We start from the raw sequence: 16,054 nt of genomic DNA, 5'->3' as shown, positions 1-16,054 counted from the left end.
GGCCGAGCCGTAGGGCTGCGGGCCGGCGGGCGGCACTGCGGGGCCGGTGCCGTACGGGGCGCCGGCCGGGGCCGAGGTGCTCGCGCCGGCCGGTGCGGCGGCCGCGTACGGCGCGGCCGGGCGCGGGGCGGCGTCGGCCGTCGGGGCCGGCGGGGTGCTGGGGCTGGTCATCGGACGCTGTCCTTCCGGGTACGGGGGCTGCCACGACGCGGTGGGCGGCTGGCCGTCCCGCCCTCGCCGCAGTGCGGTGACGAGGACGACGATCCCGGCGACCACGGCGGCGAACCACGCGAAGCCGCTGAACCAGCCAGACCGGAACGGGCCCCAGCTGAACCACCAGTCGCCGGCGCTGAACCCGACGACCACGAGGGCGATCGCGCCGAGCAGGGCGACGTCGAAGTTCCCGCGGATGGTCTCCTCGAGGTGGATCCGGCCGTCGGACTCCTCCGGGAGCAGCGCCCAGGCAAGGCCGTACAGCACGAAGCCGAAGCCCATGAGCAGGGTCACGCCGACGAGGCCGCGGGCGAGGAGCGGGTCGATGCCGAACCGGGTGGCGAGCCCGCCGGCGACGCCGCCGACCCAGCGGTCCTGGGAGCGGGAGATGCCGGCGCGGCGGATCGCCGCGAAGAAGCCGGCCATCGCGTGGCCGCCGGTCGGGGGAGCGGGTGGGGGCACGGGGCCGGGTGCGCCGCTGCCGCTCGGCGGCACGGTGCCCGACCCGCGGTCGGCGCTGTCGTTCGTCATGGCTCGATCCTGACGCGCGGGGCACCCCCGGCGGCATCGGGTACCCCCCTGACCCGCCCCTGAATGTGCCCCGGTGGTCCCTGATCCTGGGCCCCGAGCGGCGCCCGGGGGGTCCGGGACGTGTGACGATCAGGGCATGGAGTCCCCGTCCCGCCTGCCGCTGCGGCGCCCGGAGCGCGGCCGCGTGATCGGCGGCGTCGCGGCCGGCCTCGCGCTGCACCTGGGCGTGTCGGTGCGCCTGGTGCGCGTGCTGTTCGCGCTGCTCACCCCGGTGGGCGGGATCGGCGTGGCCCTGTACGTGTTCTGGTGGGTGACGATCCCGGTGGGCGACCCGGCCGCCGCCGCGGGCGCCGGGCGCCCCGCCGAACTGTCCCGCCTGCACCGCCCCCTGGAGCACGACGCCGTGCAGCGGCTCCGCCGGCTGCCGTGGACCGAGATCGCGGTCGGGGTCGCGCTGCTCGCCGGCGCCGTGGCCATGCTGCTCGCCCGCGCGGGCACGGACGTGGTCGGGAACTGGGTGGTGCCGGTGCTGCTGCTGGTCGCGGGCGCCGCGCTCGCGTGGAGCCAGCTCGACGCGGTGCAGCGGGAGCGCCGCAGCGGCAGCCGCGGCCCGGTGAGCGTGCTGCGGCTGGTCGGCGGCCTGGTGATCGCGGGGGTGGGCGTGCTGCTGCTCGTCGGCCAGGAGGCGACGCCGGGCACCCTGGTGCAGTCGACGGTCGCCGCCGTGGCGGTGCTCGGCGGCGTCGCCCTGGTGCTCGCGCCGTGGTGGCTCCGGCTGGTCCGGGAGCTCGGCGACGAGCGCGCCGCCCGGGCCCGGGAGTCCGAGCGCGCCGACATCGCGGCCCACCTGCACGACTCCGTGCTGCAGACCCTCGCGCTGATCCGCGCCCGCGCCGACGACCCGACGGAGGTCGCCCGGATGGCGCGCGCCCAGGAGCGCGAGCTGCGCGCGTGGCTGTACGACGACCGCCCGGCGCCCGGCACCTCGGTGGCGGCGGTGCTGGCGGCGATCGTCGCCGAGATCGAGGACACCCGCACCGGCCCGGACGGCGAGGCCGTCACGATCGAGACGGTGGTCGTCGGCGACACCGAGCCGGACGCCAGCACCGACGCGCTGCTGCAGGCGACCCGCGAGGCGCTGCTGAACGCGGTGCGGCACGGGCGACCGCCGGTGTCGCTCTACCTGGAGGCCGGGCCCGACGAGGTCGAGGTGTTCGTCCGCGACCGCGGGGACGGCTTCGACCCCGACGCCGTGCCGGACGACCGGTTCGGCGTGCGCGAGTCCATCCTGGGGCGGGTGCGCCGCCGGGGCGGGACGGCGTCGGTGGTGTGCAAGGACGGCGGCGGCACCGAGGTGCGGCTGCGGATGCCGCTGATGCGCGAGCGCGCGACGGCGGAGGACGAGAGGACGATGCAGGGATGAACGACGCTCCGGTCGACGTGGTGCTGGTCGACGACCACCTGATGTTCCGCGCGGGCGTCAAGGCGTCCCTCGACGACCGGGTGCACGTCGTCGGCGAGGCCGCCACGGTCGACGAGGCGATCCAGGTCGTGCGCGCGACCCAGCCGCCGGTCGTGCTGCTCGACGTGCACCTGCCCGGCGGCGACGGCGGCGGCGGTGCCGAGGTGATCCGGGCCTGCACCGACCTGCTGGGCGGCACCCGGTTCCTCGCGCTCTCGGTGTCGGACGCGGCCGAGGACGTCGTCGCGGTGATCCGCGCCGGGGCGCGCGGCTACGTCACCAAGGCGATCTCCGGTCCCGACCTGTGCGACGCGGTGCTGCGGGTGGCCGGCGGCGACGCGGTCTTCTCGCCGCGGCTCGCGGGCTTCGTCCTCGACGCGTTCGGCGCGGCCGCGGGCGACGTGGCGACGGGCGACGACGAGCTCGACCGGCTGTCGGCGCGCGAGCGCGAGGTCATGCGCCTGATCGCGCGCGGGTACTCCTACCGCGAGGTCGCGGGGGAGCTGTTCATCTCGATCAAGACCGTCGAGACGCACGTGTCCGCGGTGCTGCGGAAGCTGCAGCTGTCCTCGCGGCACGAGCTGACCCGGTGGGCGGCGGCGCGCCGGCTGCTCTGACCCGGGCGCGCCGCCGCGGCCGCGCGGTGGCGGGGCGTCAGCCGACGTTGCACTCGTAGCGCACGCCGTCGACGTAGTGCACGCCGTTCCCGAGGTCCGCGCAGGTCTCGACGAGCGAGGCGACGCCGAACGCGCCGAGCGCCAGGGCGACGACTCCGGCGACCAGCCACAGCGCGCCGACGATCACGCCCGCCACCGCCAGGCCGCGGCCGGGGGCGCCGCCGCGGCGACCGCGGACAAGGACGACGATGCTGATCACGAGGCCGACGAGGGCCGTGCACGGGATCAGGGCCGTGACCAGTCCGACGATCGCGAGCGTCGGCGACGGGGCCGGCTGCGGCGCGACCGGGTAGGGGCCGGGCAGGGCCGCGGGGTCGGGGTAGCCGGCGGCGGGCTGCGGGGCGCCGGGGGCGGGGTAGGACCCGGGGGTCGGCTGCGCGGCCGGCGGCGGGTACGCGCCGGGCGCCGGGTGCGCCTCAGGCGTCGGTTGCGACGCGCCGGGGGACGACTCGCCGGGGTTCGGGTGCTCGGGGGTGGTCATGACATCCTCGTGGCTCGGGGTCGTCGGGCACAGCGGTGCGCGGCCGGCGAGGCCGCGCAGGGGATCCTTGCACGCACCGGGCACCGAGCGAGGGAAGTCCCATGAGCGTCGTGTACGGCCTGCTGGTCGTGCTGCACCTGGTCGGCTGGGCGATCGTGCTGGGCGGGTGCCTGGTCACGCTGCGGCAGCCGGCGTTCCCGAAGGGCGCGCTGCACGGCGCCCTGACCGCGCTGGTCACGGGGATCGTCATGGTCGGGCTGCGGTCCGCCGAGGTCGCCGGGCTCGAGCCGCCGGACAACGCGAAGATCGGCGTGAAGCTCCTGGTCGCGCTCGTCGTGACCGCGCTGGTCTGGTACGGCAGCCGCAAGCCGGAGAAGGTCACCCGCGGCCTGGTCGGCGCGACCCTGGGCCTGACCCTGGTGAACATCCTGGTCGCGGTTCTCTGGCGCTGAGCCGCGTCCTCGGGTGGGAGGTCCGGCCCGGCGCACCCACGGCGAGTCCGGCCTGACCTCCCGCTCAACCGACCGGCGCCGGCCCCGTCGACTCCCGCGCCACCAGCGCGACCGGCACCGTCGCCGAGCGCGGGGCCGCGTCGTCGCCGGTCACCAGGCCGAGCAGCAGCTCCGCCGCCAGCCGGCCCTTGCCCGCCGTGTCCTGGGCGACCGTCGACAGCTGCGGGGTGACCTGCCGGGCGAGCTCGGCGTCGTCGTAGCCCAGCACCGACACGTCCTCGGGCACCCGCAGCCCGGCGTCGGCGAGCCCGCGCACCACGCCGGCGGCCAGGACGTCGGCGGTCGCGAACACCGCGGTCACGGCCCCGGCGCGCACGTCCGCCGCCAGGCGCCCACCCAGCGCGACCCCCTCGTCGTAGGTCGTCCGGGCGTGCGCCGTCCGCACCGCTCCCGGGGGCAGCCCGGCCTCGGCCGCGGCGGCGCGGAACCCCGCGAGCCGCTCGGCGACCACCCGGCTCGCCGCGTCGACGGGCCCGCACAGCAGCAGCCGGCGGTGCCCGAGCCCGGCCAGGTGCGTCCCGGCGAGGTGCCCGCCGGCGCTGTCGTCCGACCGGACGCGCGCGTGCCGCGGCCCGGCGCCGGCGGGGCCGCCCTCGGCGTCGACCAGCACGGCGGGGAGCGTCCCGGGCAGGTCGAGCGCGGCGAGCGCGTCGTCGGTGAAGCCCATGACGACCACCCCGTCGAGCCCCCACCGGCGCACGGAGTCCCGGACGTCGCCCGCGTCGCCGACGCCGCGCAGCATGAGGTGGTGGTCCCGTGCGCGCAGCGCGGCCTCGAGCGCGCCGGTGACGGCGACGTCGTGCGGGCTGCCGAGCAGGGTGACGCCGTCCGGACGGCCCGGCAGCAGCAGGCCGACGAGGCGGGAGCGGCGCGCGACGAGCGACCGGGCGGCGGCGCTGGGGACGTAGCCCAGGTCGGCCACGGCGCGCTCGACGCGGGCGGCGGTCGCGGGGGACACGCGTCCGGCGCGGCCGTTCACCACGTTGGACACGGTCATCACGCTGACGCCGACCTCGCGCGCGATGTCCCTGAGCGTGACGCGGTCCACCGGCGGCCTCCTGCAGACGGGGACCGCGGCGGCTCGCGGCCCGTTGACGCTGGTCGGAGTTTAACGCTAAACAGGAGGCGTGACCGCGCCGACGCAGCCCCAGCCCGACCCCTCCCGGACGTCCGGGAAGCCCCTCGTCCTCACGACCGGCCCCGCGCCCGACGGCGCCGCCGACCCGCGCGCGGTGGTCCAGGGCGACCGCTGGCGCATCACGGTGCTCGACGACGGCCTGGTGCGGCTGGAGTACGCCGAGGACGGCCGGTTCGAGGACCGCCCGAGCACGTTCGCCCGGCACCGCGCGCTCCCGGTGCCGGAGTTCCGCGTCGTCGACCGCGGGCACGTCGTCGAGGTCGTCACGTCCCGGCTGCGCGTGGTCTACGACCGCGGCCCGTTCAGCACCGCGGGGCTGTCCGTCGAGGTCACGGGCGGCGTCAGCGCCTACCACTCGGTGTGGCGGTACGGGCAGCCGGCCGAGGGCCTCGGCGGCACCGCGCGCACGCTCGACGAGGCGGACGGCCGGGTCGCGCTCGAGGGCGGCGTGGTGTCCCGGCAGGGCTACGCGGTGCTCGACGACTCCCGGTCGATGGTGTTCGAGCCGGACGGCTGGGTCGCCCCGCGCGACGGCTCCCGGCAGGACCTCTACGTGTTCGGCTACGCCCACGACCACGCCGAGGCGCTGCGCGCGTTCCACGCCGTGTCCGGCCCCGTGCCGGTGCTGCCGCGGTGGGCGCTCGGCACCTGGTGGAGCCGGTTCCACCGGTACACCGCCGAGGGCTACCGGGAGGTCGTCGAGCGGTTCGCGGCCGAGCGGATCCCGCTGTCGGTGTCGGTGCTCGACATGGACTGGCACGTCACCGAGGTGGACCCCGCGCTCGGCTCCGGCTGGACCGGGTACACGTGGAACCGCGACCTGTTCCCCGACCCGCCCGCCCTGCTGTCCTGGCTGCACGACCGCGGCCTGCGGGTCACGCTCAACGTGCACCCGGCCGACGGCGTGCGCGCCCACGAGGACGCGTACGCCGCGATGTGCGCGGCGCTCGGCCGGGAGCCCGACGGGGACCCGATCGCGTTCGACGTCACGGACCGGGAGTTCCTCGCGGCGTACTTCTCGGTGCTGCACCGCGGGCTGGAGCGGGACGGCGTCGACTTCTGGTGGGTCGACTGGCAGCAGGGCGCGCACTCGCGCGTCGCGGGGATCGACCCGCTGTGGATGCTCAACCACTTCCACTACCTCGACAGCGCCCGGGACGGCCGGCGGGGGCTGACGTTCTCCCGGTACGCCGGCCCGGGCAGCCATCGGTACCCGGTCGGGTTCTCGGGCGACACCGTCATCACCTGGGACTCGCTGGCGTTCCAGCCGGAGTTCACCGCGACCGCCGCGAACATCGGCTACGGCTGGTGGTCGCACGACATCGGCGGGCACTACTTCGGCGTGCGCGACGAGGAGCTGGCGACCCGCTGGGTGCAGCTCGGCACGTTCTCGCCGATCCTGCGGCTGCACTCCTCGGACAACCCGTTCACCAGCAAGGAGCCGTGGTCGTTCGGGCCGCACGCCCGCCAGGTGCAGACGGCGTTCCTGCGGCTGCGGCACCGGCTCGTGCCGTACCTGCACACGATGAACCACCGGGCCGCAGCGGAGTCGCAGGCCCTGGTCCGCCCGATGTACCACGCGTGGCCGGACCGCGAGGAGGCGTACGACGCCCCGCAGCAGTTCCTGTTCGGCTCGGAGCTGCTGGTCGCGCCGGCGACCACGCCGACCGACCCGGTCACCCGGGCGTCCGCCGTGCGCGCCTGGCTGCCGCCGGGCACCTGGGTCGACGTGCTGACCGGCGCGGTCTACGACGGCGACCGACTGCTCGACCTGCACCGGACTCTCGACTCGATCCCGGTGCTGGCGCGGCCGGGCGCGGTCGTGCCGCTCGACGGCGCCGAGGTGCCGGGCAACGACCCGGTGAACCCGGCGCACCTGGAGCTGCTGGTCGTGCCGGGCGCCGACGGCGCGTTCACGCTGGTGGAGGACGACGGGGCGGGCGACGGCACGGACCCGGACGCGATCGCCCGGACGCCGATCACCTGGGACGACGCGCCGGGGGCGCTCGCGGTCGGGCCTGCCGAGGGCGCGACGGCGTGCGTGCCGGCCGAGCGGGACTGGACGCTCACCCTGGTGACCGCCGGGGCGACGGAGGGCGCGGCGGGGGCCGTGCGCGCCACCGTCGACGGGGCGCCGGTGCCCGCCGAGGCCCGCGTCACCGCCGACGGCCGGCTCCGGGTCGAGGTGCGCGGCGTGCCCGCCGGCGCGCGGCTCGAGGTGACGCGCGGCACGGTCCCGCTGGTCGGCCCCGAGCCCGGCGCCGAGGTGCTGCGGGTGCTCCGCGGGGCGTGGACGGAGAACGCCCTGCTGACCCGGGCGCTGGCCGCGGCGACGTCCGACCGGCCGCTGCACGTGCGGCTGTCGCACCTGGAGGCGCTGGGCCTGCCGGGGTCGCTGCTGTCCGCGTTGCGCGAGGTCCTGCTGGCGCGGGGCTGAGACGCCGCGGGTGTCGGTGGGGGCGCCTAGGCTTGGCCCTGCCATGACGTCGCTCTTCGAGAACCTGCCGCTGCCCGGACTCGCCCTCTCCGACCTCGGTCGCCTGCCGGCCGCCGTGCCGCCGCGCGGCGACCTGCCCGGCGACGGTGCCGGCGCCGACGCGCCCCGGGACGGCGACGCGCCGCGCGACCGCGGCCGCGCGCCGTCGATCGACGCGGACGCGCTGCTCGTCGGCCTCAACCCGCAGCAGCGCGCCGCGGTGCTGCACCACGGCGGCCCGCTGCTCATCGTCGCGGGCGCCGGTTCGGGCAAGACCCGGGTGCTCACGCACCGCATCGCGCACCTGCTGGCGACCCGGCAGGCGCGGGCGGGGGAGATCCTCGCGATCACCTTCACCAACAAGGCCGCTGCGGAGATGCGCGAGCGCGTGGCGTCCCTGGTCGGCCCGTCCGCCCGGATGATGTGGGTCTCGACGTTCCACTCGGCGTGCGTGCGGATCCTGCGCCGCGAGGCCACCACGCTCGGGCTGCGGCAGTCGTTCTCGATCTACGACTCCGCGGACTCGCAGCGGCTGCTGAGCCTCGTCGCGCGCGAGCTCGACCTCGACCCGAAGAAGTACCCGCCCAAGGCGCTGCAGTCCAAGATCTCCAACCTCAAGGACGAGCTGGTCGACCCCGACGCGTTCGCGGCCACCGCCGGCGGGTCCAACGACTTCGACCAGGCGCTCGCGCAGGTCTACACCCGCTACCAGCAGCGGCTGCGCCAGGCGAACGCCCTCGACTTCGACGACCTCATCATGACGACGGTCAACCTGCTGCAGGCGTTCCCCGCCGTCGCGGAGCACTACCGCCGCCGGTTCCGGCACGTGCTGGTCGACGAGTACCAGGACACCAACCACGCGCAGTACGTGCTCGTGCGCGAGCTCGCGGGCGTCGGCGCGGCCGACCCCGGCGCGGACGCCGCGGTCCCGCGCGGCGAGCTGACGGTCGTCGGCGACGCCGACCAGTCGATCTACGCGTTCCGCGGCGCCAGCATCCGCAACATCATGGAGTTCGAGGCCGACTACCCGGACGCCACGACCATCCTGCTCGAGCAGAACTACCGGTCGACGCAGACCATCCTGTCCGCCGCCAACGCCGTCATCAGCAAGAACCCCGGCCGCAAGCCCAAGCGGCTGTGGACCGACTCCGGCTCCGGGCCGAAGATCGTCGCCTACGTCGCCGACAACGAGCACGAGGAGGCGCGGTTCGTCGCGGAGGAGATCGACCGCCTCGGCGACTCCGACGGCGTCCGCCCCGGCGACGTCGCGATCTTCTACCGCGCCAACGCGCAGTCCCGCGCGCTCGAGGAGGTGCTGATCCGCGTCGGCCTGCCGTACAAGGTGGTCGGCGGCACCCGGTTCTACGAGCGGCGCGAGATCAAGGACGCCGTGGCGTACCTGCGCGCGATCGCGAACCCCGACGACGACGTCAACCTGCGCCGCATCCTCAACGTGCCCAAGCGCGGGCTGGGCGACCGGTCCGAGGCGATGGTCGCGGGCTACGCCGAGCGCGAGCGCGTGTCCTTCGGCACCGCGCTGGAGCACCTGGAGGAGGTGCCCGGGCTGGGCACGCGCGCGATCACCGGGCTGCGCGCGTTCGCCGAGATGATGGCCGACCTCCGAGCGCTCACCGAGTCGGGGGCCGGCCCGGCCGAGATCCTGTCGGTCGTGCTCGACCGCAGCGGCTACCTCGCCGAGCTGCGCGCGAGCGAGGACCCGCAGGACCAGACCCGGGTCGAGAACCTCGCCGAGCTGCACGCCGTGGCCTCCGAGTTCGAGCAGTCCGACCCCGAGGGCGACCTCGCGGACTTCCTCGAGCGGGTGTCGCTGGTCGCCGACTCCGACCAGATCCCGTCCGACGACGGCGGCGACGACGAGGGGGGCGAGCCCAAGCCGGACCAGGGCGTCATCACGCTGATGACCCTGCACACGGCCAAGGGACTGGAGTTCCCGGTCGTGTTCCTCACCGGCATGGAGGACGGCACCTTCCCGCACATGCGGTCGCTCGCCGACACCGACCAGCTCGCCGAGGAGCGCCGGCTGGCGTACGTCGGCCTGACCAGGGCGCGGCAGCGGCTCTACATCTCCCGCGCCGCGGTCCGCACCGCGTGGGGCGTGCCGAACGAGTTCCCGCCGAGCCGGTTCCTCGACGACCTGCCCGAGGACCTCATCGACTGGCGGCGGCGCGAGTCGTCCAACGACCGGCTGCGCGGGCCGGGCGGGTTCCTGGGCGGACGCTCGGGGTACGCCTCGGGCGGCGGCTACGGCGAGCGGTCAGGGTCGGGGTCCGGGTCCACGCAGAGCTGGAAGAAGAGCTCCGCCGCGTCCCGCGCCGGCGAGCCGCCACGCAAGGCCCCCGGGTCGGGCGGCGCGACGTTCGGCTCCGCCACGCCGCGCCCGGACGCGGCCATCCCGACGCTGACCGTCGGGGACAAGGTCACCCACGACGCGTACGGCCTCGGCACGGTCGTCGCGGTCGAGGGCGGCGGGCCGAACGCGGTGGCCAAGGTCGACTTCGGCACCGAGGGCACGAAGCGGCTGCTGCTGCGGTACTCGCCGGTCACCAAGCTCTGACCGACGCGCGGGCGGACGGGTGATCCCGGCCGCCCGCGCGTCGGGCGCGAGGCCGCCACCCGCACATCTCGGGCATGATCGGCGCATGCGCAGCCCGATCTTCGACCAGGCCAACGCCGAGGTGCAGACCGCCGAGCGGTTCGTCCTGCAGAGCACCAAGATGCTCAAGGTGACGCTCGGCCCCGACGTCCTCGCGGCGAAGGGCGCGATGGTCGCCCACCAGGGGCAGGTGCAGTTCCACCACGAGTCGTCGGGCTCGCTCGCCCGGTTCGTGAAGCGCGCGATGAGCGCCGACGACCAGCCGCTCATGCGGGTCTCGGGCCCCGGCGAGGTGTTCTTCGCGCGCGCCGCCGAGCACGTGTTCCTGCTGCAGCTCGAGGGCGACGCGATCAGCGTCGGCGGCTCCTCGCTGCTCGCGTTCGACGCCGCGCTGCAGTGGGACATGCACCGCACCAAGGGCGCCGGGATGATGACCGGCGGGTTTTGGAACACCCTGATCCAGGGGCACGGCACCGTGGCCCTGACCTCGCACGGGCAGCCGATGATCCTCGACTGCTCCCAGCAGCCCACGTTCGTCGACCCGAACGCCGCCGTGTGCTGGTCGGCGAACCTCACGCCGGGCGTCGTGTCGAGCATGAACGTCAGCTCGCTCCTCCGCGGCGGCACGGGAGAGGCGTTCCAGTACGCCTTCCACGGCCCGGGCTTCGTCGTCGTCCAGCCCTCTGAGGGCTACCCGGTCCCGACGGCCTGACGCGCGGGGCGCCCGGGGCGACGCCTACGGTCTCCGGCCCGGCCCGCGGTGATCGTCGTGTGCCGCGCCGGAAACCGTAGGCCGGGCGTCCCCGGTCGACCCGCGCCTGCGCCGGCGTCGTCGGTCAGGCCGCCGCGGCGGCCGCCAGGCGTGCGGTCACGTCCGCCGCCAGCGCGGCCGGGTCGACGCCCGCGCGGCGGAGCAGCGCGTACCCGTCGGTGTCGGACAGCCGGACGACCGCGAGGAGCACGTGCCCCGCCTCGATCCGCTTGTGCCCGAGCCGGATCGCCTCGCGCAGCGCGACCTCGAGCGTCTTCTTCGCGTCCCGGGTGAACGGCACGTGCCCGCCCGCGCCGCCGCGCCGCCCGCCCGGGCCCGCCCGCCGCGCCCGGTCGGCCCGGTCGGCCCGGTCCAGCGCGCCCGCCCCGAACACGGTGTCCGCCCGCCGGCGCACGGCGTCCAGGTCGATCCCGAGCGCCGCCAGCGCCGAGGCGTCGAGCCCGTCGCCGTCGAACGCGTCGAGCAGCGCGGCCCGGTCGGCGCCCTGCGCGGCGAGCGCCTCGGCCGCCGGGTCGGCGACGGACGCGACCGCCACCACGAGGTGCGCGGGGGAGATGCGCGGGTCGCCCAGGTCGCGGGCGATCTCCTGGGACTGCACGACCGCGGCGCGGGCGCCGGCGGTGAACCTCTCGAACATCGTCGTCTCCTCTCGGGGGTGGCGGGACGGGCAGGGCGGCCCGGCCGCGCCGGCGGCCCTCAGGCCTTCCGGTGGTGCTTCTGGTGGACGGCCTGCCGGCTCACGCCGAGGGCGTCCGCGATGTCCTGCCAGGACCAGCCGAGCTCGCGGGCCCGGCCGACCTGCAGGGTCTCCAGCCGGTCGGCGAGGACCCGCAGGGAGCGCACGGCGCGCAGCCCGGTGGCGGGGTCGTCGGCCGTCGCCGCGGCGAGCGCGCCGTCGGCGGAGTCGGTGGTGGGGTCGGTGCCGGTCATGTGTCAACTGTGGTTGACACCTTCGTCCGATGTCAAGGCGGGTTGACGACTCGCCTGCGACCTGGGTCACATATCTCGACGTGGAGATAAACCCGGGGCCCCGGGCTACGATCGTCGGCGGCAGAGCAGCCAGATCCCACCCACGGGACCGCAGGGCGAGGGAAGGACCGCAGCAGGTGGACCTGTTCGAGTACCAGGCACGTGACATCTTCGAGCGGCACGGGGTACCCGTCCTGGGAGGGATCGTCGCGACGACGCCCTCCGAGGCGCGTGCGGCGGCCGAGACCCTGCTGGGCGCCGACGGCGCGACCGGCGTGGTGGTCGTCAAGGCGCAGGTGAAGACCGGTGGCCGCGGCAAGGCCGGCGGCGTCAAGATCGCCCGGTCCGCGGAGGAGGCCGAGCAGCGTGCCGGCGAGATCCTCGGCATGGACATCAAGGGCCACACCGTCCACCGCGTGATGATCGCCGCCGGCGCGAGCATCGCGAAGGAGTACTACTTCTCCCTCCTCCTCGACCGCGCCGAGCGGCAGTACCTCGCGATGGCGAGCGTCGAGGGCGGCATGGAGATCGAGCAGCTCGCGGTCGAGCGCCCCGAGGCGCTGGCGAAGGTCCCGGTGGACCCGCGGGTCGGCATCGACCAGGCGAAGGCCGACGAGATCGTCGCCGCCGCGGGCTTCGACGCCGAGGTGGGCCCGAAGGTCGCCGCCGTGCTGACGAAGCTGTGGGACGTCTACCGCGAGGAGGACGCCACGCTCGTCGAGGTGAACCCGCTCGTGCTGACCGAGGCCGGCGACGTCGTCGCGCTCGACGGCAAGGTCACCCTCGACGGCAACGCCGACTTCCGGCACGAGGACCACGCCTCCCTCGAGGACGCCGCCGCGGCGGACCCGCTCGAGGCGCGCGCGAAGGAGAAGGACCTCAACTACGTCAAGCTCGACGGCGAGGTCGGCGTGATCGGCAACGGCGCGGGGCTCGTGATGAGCACCCTCGACGTCGTCGCGTACGCCGGGCAGCAGCACGGCGGCGTGAAGCCGGCGAACTTCCTCGACATCGGCGGCGGCGCCTCGGCCGAGGTCATGGCCGCGGGCCTGGACATCATCCTGTCCGACCCGCAGGTCAAGTCCGTGTTCGTCAACGTGTTCGGCGGCATCACGGCGTGCGACGCGGTCGCCAACGGCATCGTCGCGGCGCTCGGCATCCTGGGCGACGAGGCCACGAAGCCGCTGGTCGTGCGCCTGGACGGCAACAACGTGCTCGAGGGCCGCCGGATCATCCGGGACGCGGCCCACCCGCTCGTCACGCTGGCCGAGACCATGGACGGGGGCGCCGCCGAGGCCGCCCGCCTGGCCGCCACCGCCTGACCGACCGCAGCGACGCGAGAGACGAGAGACAACCCACCATGGCGATCTTCCTGACCGCGGACTCCAAGGTCATCGTGCAGGGCATGACCGGGTCCGAAGGCAGCAAGCACACCACCCGCATGCTGGCGTCGGGCACCACCGTCGTCGGCGGCGTGAACCCGCGCAAGGCGGGCACCAGCGTCGAGTTCCCCCGCGGCGACGGCTCCGGCCTGACCGTGGCGATCCCGGTGTTCGGCTCGGTGGCCCAGGCCGTCGAGGCGACCAAGGCCGACGTGTCGGTCATCTTCGTGCCGCCGGCCTTCACCAAGGCCGCCGTCATCGAGGCCGTCGACGCCGGCGTCCCGCTGATCGTGATCATCACCGAGGGCGTCCCGGTTGCCGACACGGCCGAGTTCTTCGCCTACGCCCAGGCCAAGGGCGTCCGGCTGCTCGGCCCCAACTGCCCGGGTCTCATCAGCCCCGGGAAGTCGAACGTCGGCATCATCCCGTCGGACATCACCGGCCCCGGCCGGATCGGCCTGGTGTCGAAGTCCGGCACGCTGACCTACCAGATGATGTACGAGCTCCGGGACCTCGGGTTCTCGACGGCCGTGGGCATCGGCGGCGACCCGATCATCGGCACGACGCACATCGACGCGCTCGCCGCGTTCGAGGCCGACCCCGAGACCGACCTCATCGTGATGATCGGCGAGATCGGCGGCGACGCCGAGGAGCGGGCCGCGGCGTACATCACCGAGCACGTGACCAAGCCGGTCGTCGGCTACGTCGCGGGCTTCACCGCCCCCGAGGGCAAGACGATGGGCCACGCCGGCGCGATCGTGTCCGGCTCGGCCGGCACCGCGCAGGCCAAGAAGGAGGCCCTCGAGGCCGCCGGGGTGAAGGTCGGCACCACGCCGACCGAGACGGCCGAGCTGGCGCGCGCGCTGCTCAGCTGACCCGCGCACGAACGACGGGCGCCGCACCTCCCGGGGTGCGGCGCCCGTCGTGCGTCCGGCGTGGGGCACGCCACCCCGCGGCGCGCCGGGCCGGTTCGGCCGCCCGGCGCCGTCCGGCGGGGACCATGGACCGGTGAGCACCCCGCCCGGCACCCGCCCCGACGGACGCGGCTCGGGCGCGCCCGGCGGCCGGCCGCGGCGCCGGGTGGTCGACGACGCCGCCCCGCCGCGGTTCTTCGTGAGCGACCTCGACGGCGCCCCGCGCTGGGTCGGCGGCATGCTCGCGGGCCTGCAGGCGGCGCTGCTCTCGCTCCTCGTCGTCGTCCTGCCGGCCATCGCCGCGTACGTCGCCACCTCCGCCGCGCCGGCGACGACCGGCGTCCCGTGGACCCGCGCGGTCGAGGTGGCCGCCGGCCTGTGGCTGCTCGCCCACGGCGTCCCGCTGACCGACGCCCCGTCCGTGACGCTCGTGCCGCTGGGCCTGACCGCGCTCGCCGTGTTCGGCTGCTACGCCTCCGCGCGCCGGTCGGGGTACGCCACCCGGTCCGCGTTCGGCGCGGGCGTCGGCGCGTACGTCGGCGTGGTCCTCGTGGTCGGCCTCGCCACGGGGGTGCCGCTGCTGCACGTCGCGATCGGCCTGCTCGGCGGGGCGGTCGTCGCGGCGACCGGGCTCGGCGCGGGGCTGCTCCGGCGCCCGGAGGCGCCGCGGTTCCGGGACGTCGTGCGGCCGGTGCGCGCGCGGCTGCCCGAGCCCGTCGCGCACGGCGTCGCCGCCGGGACGACCGCCCTGGCGACGCTGGTGCTGCTGGCGGCCGTGCTCGCGACCCTCTGGGTCGTCACGGGGCGCAGCGCGGTGGCGGAGGTGGTCGGCAGCCTGCGGCTCGATGCGGTGGGCGGCATCGTGCTCGCCGTGGGCCAGCTCGCCTACGCGCCGACGCTCGTGCTGTGGGCGTTGGCCTGGCTCGTCGGGCCGGGGTTCGCGGTCGGCACGGGCACGTCGTTCGCCGTCGGCGGGGTGCAGGCCGGGGCGCTGCCGGCGGTGCCGCTGCTGGGTGCGCTGCCCGCACCGGACGTGGTGGGCGGCGTCCTGGTGGCGGTCCCGGTCGTCACGCTGCTGGCCGGCGCCGCGGCCGCGCTCGTGCTGCGCCGCCGGCTGGCCACCGAGCGCGCGCTCGACGCCCCGGTCGCCGGCCTGGTGTCCGCCGCGACCGCCGGGCTCGGCGCGCTGGTGCTCGCGGCGCTCGCGCGCGGGGGGATCGGTCCGGGGCGGATGACGGAGCTGGGCCCGGAGCCGGCGCTCGTGGCGCTGGCGGTCGCCGCAGGGGTCGCCGTCGGCGCGCTGGTGGTGCTGCTGCCGGGCGACCGGCACGTGCGCGCGGCGGTCGCCGGGGCGGCGGGCCGGGCGTGGGCCGGCGTGACCGGCTCGGGTCGGAAGGGCTGAGCCCGGGTCAGCCGCGCCCGCCCGTCAGGCGGTTCGTCAGGTCGCCCACCGCGTCGTCGTACGCGCGCTCGCACGCCGCCTCCGCCGACCGCGTCAGCGCGCCCTGCAGGCAGGCCTGCCGGTCGGCGTCGACCCGCCAGGTCGCGAGCGAGCCCAGCGAGCCGACGAGCACCAGACCCGTCATCAGCAGCCCCGCGACCAGCATGGCGCCCACGCCGCCGCGCAGCCCCGAGCGGACCACGGCGAGCAGCGCGCGGACGCCGGTGACGGTCGCGCCGACCAGGAACAGGATCGACGCGAACCGCCACGGCAGCGGCAGCAGGGTGACCGCGACACCCGCGAGCAGCCACACGCCGAAGTGCCGCACGAGCCGCCCGACGCGGGCGAGCGCCTCGGGGGAGGGCGGCGGGGCGGCCGGGCCGGGGTGCGGGCGCGGCGGGTGCGGCCCGGGAGCGGGGTGCGGCGGCAGCGGGTGGCCGGGGCCGGACGGACCGGGGCCGGGCCCGGCGGG

Annotated in this window: 15 protein-coding genes; 9 read left to right on the top strand and 6 right to left on the bottom strand. The window is 76.1% G+C overall.

Annotated elements, in window-relative coordinates; translation table 11 throughout:
* Positions 1-744, bottom strand: a 744-nt coding sequence (locus J5O08_RS18590; protein ID WP_218708394.1) for a PspC domain-containing protein, incomplete at its 3' end; no start/stop codon positions are given.
* Between the two features lie 136 nt (positions 745-880).
* Here J5O08_RS18590 and J5O08_RS18585 point away from each other — a divergent pair.
* On the top strand, positions 881-2,167 hold the full coding sequence (locus tag J5O08_RS18585; protein WP_218708393.1) for an ATP-binding protein: 1,287 nt from the start codon (positions 881-883) through the stop codon (positions 2,165-2,167).
* Positions 2,164-2,823: a response regulator transcription factor gene (locus J5O08_RS18580; RefSeq protein WP_166942131.1), complete on the top strand. Its 660-nt coding sequence runs from the start codon at positions 2,164-2,166 to the stop codon at positions 2,821-2,823. Before J5O08_RS18585 ends, J5O08_RS18580 begins: the two co-directional genes overlap by 4 nt.
* Positions 2,824-2,860: 37 nt before the next feature.
* Here the strand turns inward: J5O08_RS18580 and J5O08_RS18575 are convergent, their stop codons facing one another.
* Positions 2,861-3,364, bottom strand: a complete 504-nt coding sequence (locus J5O08_RS18575; protein ID WP_218708392.1) for a hypothetical protein — start codon at positions 3,362-3,364, stop codon at positions 2,861-2,863.
* A gap of 101 nt (positions 3,365-3,465) precedes the next feature.
* On the opposite strand from J5O08_RS18575, the gene J5O08_RS18570 reads away from it, so the two are divergent.
* On the top strand, positions 3,466-3,816 hold the full coding sequence (locus J5O08_RS18570) for a hypothetical protein (protein WP_218708391.1): 351 nt from the start codon (positions 3,466-3,468) through the stop codon (positions 3,814-3,816).
* 64 nt (positions 3,817-3,880) lie between these two features.
* Here J5O08_RS18570 and J5O08_RS18565 read toward each other — a convergent pair whose 3' ends face one another.
* Complete coding sequence (locus J5O08_RS18565; RefSeq protein WP_218708389.1) at positions 3,881-4,924, bottom strand: LacI family DNA-binding transcriptional regulator; 1,044 nt, start codon at positions 4,922-4,924, stop codon at positions 3,881-3,883.
* 79 nt (positions 4,925-5,003) lie between these two features.
* On the opposite strand from J5O08_RS18565, the gene J5O08_RS18560 reads away from it, so the two are divergent.
* The 3 genes from J5O08_RS18560 to J5O08_RS18550 all read left to right on the top strand — a co-directional run bounded on the left by J5O08_RS18560 (position 5,004) and on the right by J5O08_RS18550 (position 10,816).
* On the top strand, positions 5,004-7,451 hold the full coding sequence (locus J5O08_RS18560; RefSeq protein ID WP_218708387.1) for a glycoside hydrolase family 31 protein: 2,448 nt from the start codon (positions 5,004-5,006) through the stop codon (positions 7,449-7,451).
* A 43-nt stretch (positions 7,452-7,494) separates the two neighbouring features.
* Positions 7,495-10,065: a DNA helicase PcrA gene (gene pcrA, locus J5O08_RS18555; RefSeq protein ID WP_218708386.1), complete on the top strand. Its 2,571-nt coding sequence runs from the start codon at positions 7,495-7,497 to the stop codon at positions 10,063-10,065.
* A gap of 85 nt (positions 10,066-10,150) precedes the next feature.
* Positions 10,151-10,816: an AIM24 family protein gene (locus J5O08_RS18550; RefSeq protein WP_147794281.1), complete on the top strand. Its 666-nt coding sequence runs from the start codon at positions 10,151-10,153 to the stop codon at positions 10,814-10,816.
* Positions 10,817-10,940: 124 nt separating this feature from the next.
* On the opposite strand, the gene J5O08_RS18545 is transcribed toward J5O08_RS18550, so the two are convergent.
* Both J5O08_RS18545 and J5O08_RS18540 read right to left on the bottom strand, forming a co-directional pair.
* Complete coding sequence (locus J5O08_RS18545; RefSeq protein WP_218708385.1) at positions 10,941-11,513, bottom strand: Clp protease N-terminal domain-containing protein; 573 nt, start codon at positions 11,511-11,513, stop codon at positions 10,941-10,943.
* A gap of 59 nt (positions 11,514-11,572) precedes the next feature.
* Positions 11,573-11,806 (bottom strand): helix-turn-helix domain-containing protein, encoded by a 234-nt coding sequence (locus J5O08_RS18540; RefSeq protein WP_218708384.1) that lies wholly within the window; start codon positions 11,804-11,806, stop codon positions 11,573-11,575.
* A gap of 176 nt (positions 11,807-11,982) precedes the next feature.
* Between J5O08_RS18540 and sucC the strand changes: the two genes are divergently transcribed.
* The 3 genes from sucC (at position 11,983) to J5O08_RS18525 (ending at position 15,543) form a co-directional block, all read left to right on the top strand.
* A complete protein-coding gene (gene sucC / locus J5O08_RS18535) occupies positions 11,983-13,167 on the top strand; it encodes an ADP-forming succinate--CoA ligase subunit beta (protein ID WP_217617097.1) in 1,185 nt (394 codons plus the stop codon).
* A gap of 38 nt (positions 13,168-13,205) precedes the next feature.
* Complete coding sequence (gene sucD / locus J5O08_RS18530; protein ID WP_147794277.1) at positions 13,206-14,102, top strand: succinate--CoA ligase subunit alpha; 897 nt, start codon at positions 13,206-13,208, stop codon at positions 14,100-14,102.
* 133 nt (positions 14,103-14,235) lie between these two features.
* On the top strand, positions 14,236-15,543 hold the full coding sequence (locus J5O08_RS18525; protein WP_308281718.1) for a DUF6350 family protein: 1,308 nt from the start codon (positions 14,236-14,238) through the stop codon (positions 15,541-15,543).
* Positions 15,544-15,550: 7 nt separating this feature from the next.
* On the opposite strand, the gene J5O08_RS18520 is transcribed toward J5O08_RS18525, so the two are convergent.
* Positions 15,551-16,054: hypothetical protein (locus J5O08_RS18520; RefSeq protein WP_218708382.1), on the bottom strand; the 504-nt coding region annotated here is incomplete at its 5' end.

The sequence above is a fragment of the Cellulomonas sp. PS-H5 genome, assembly GCF_019265565.1.
GTDB lineage: Bacteria > Actinomycetota > Actinomycetes > Actinomycetales > Cellulomonadaceae > Cellulomonas.
The sequence above is the reverse complement of the archived record's forward strand: the minus strand, read 5'-3'. Positions and strand labels throughout refer to the sequence as shown.

Excerpts from the sequence above, each read along its gene's own strand:
- J5O08_RS18540 (WP_218708384.1), bottom strand. The coding sequence starts at position 11,806 with ATGACCGGCACCGACCCCACCACCGACTCCGCCGACGGCGCGCTCGCC.
- sucD (WP_147794277.1), top strand. The coding sequence starts at position 13,206 with ATGGCGATCTTCCTGACCGCGGACTCCAAGGTCATCGTGCAGGGCATG.
- J5O08_RS18580 (WP_166942131.1), top strand. The coding sequence starts at position 2,164 with ATGAACGACGCTCCGGTCGACGTGGTGCTGGTCGACGACCACCTGATG.
- J5O08_RS18545 (WP_218708385.1), bottom strand. The coding sequence starts at position 11,513 with ATGTTCGAGAGGTTCACCGCCGGCGCCCGCGCCGCGGTCGTGCAGTCC.
- J5O08_RS18570 (WP_218708391.1), top strand. The coding sequence starts at position 3,466 with ATGAGCGTCGTGTACGGCCTGCTGGTCGTGCTGCACCTGGTCGGCTGG.
- J5O08_RS18575 (WP_218708392.1), bottom strand. The coding sequence starts at position 3,364 with ATGACCACCCCCGAGCACCCGAACCCCGGCGAGTCGTCCCCCGGCGCG.
- J5O08_RS18550 (WP_147794281.1), top strand. The coding sequence starts at position 10,151 with ATGCGCAGCCCGATCTTCGACCAGGCCAACGCCGAGGTGCAGACCGCC.
- pcrA (WP_218708386.1), top strand. The coding sequence starts at position 7,495 with ATGACGTCGCTCTTCGAGAACCTGCCGCTGCCCGGACTCGCCCTCTCC.
- J5O08_RS18585 (WP_218708393.1), top strand. The coding sequence starts at position 881 with ATGGAGTCCCCGTCCCGCCTGCCGCTGCGGCGCCCGGAGCGCGGCCGC.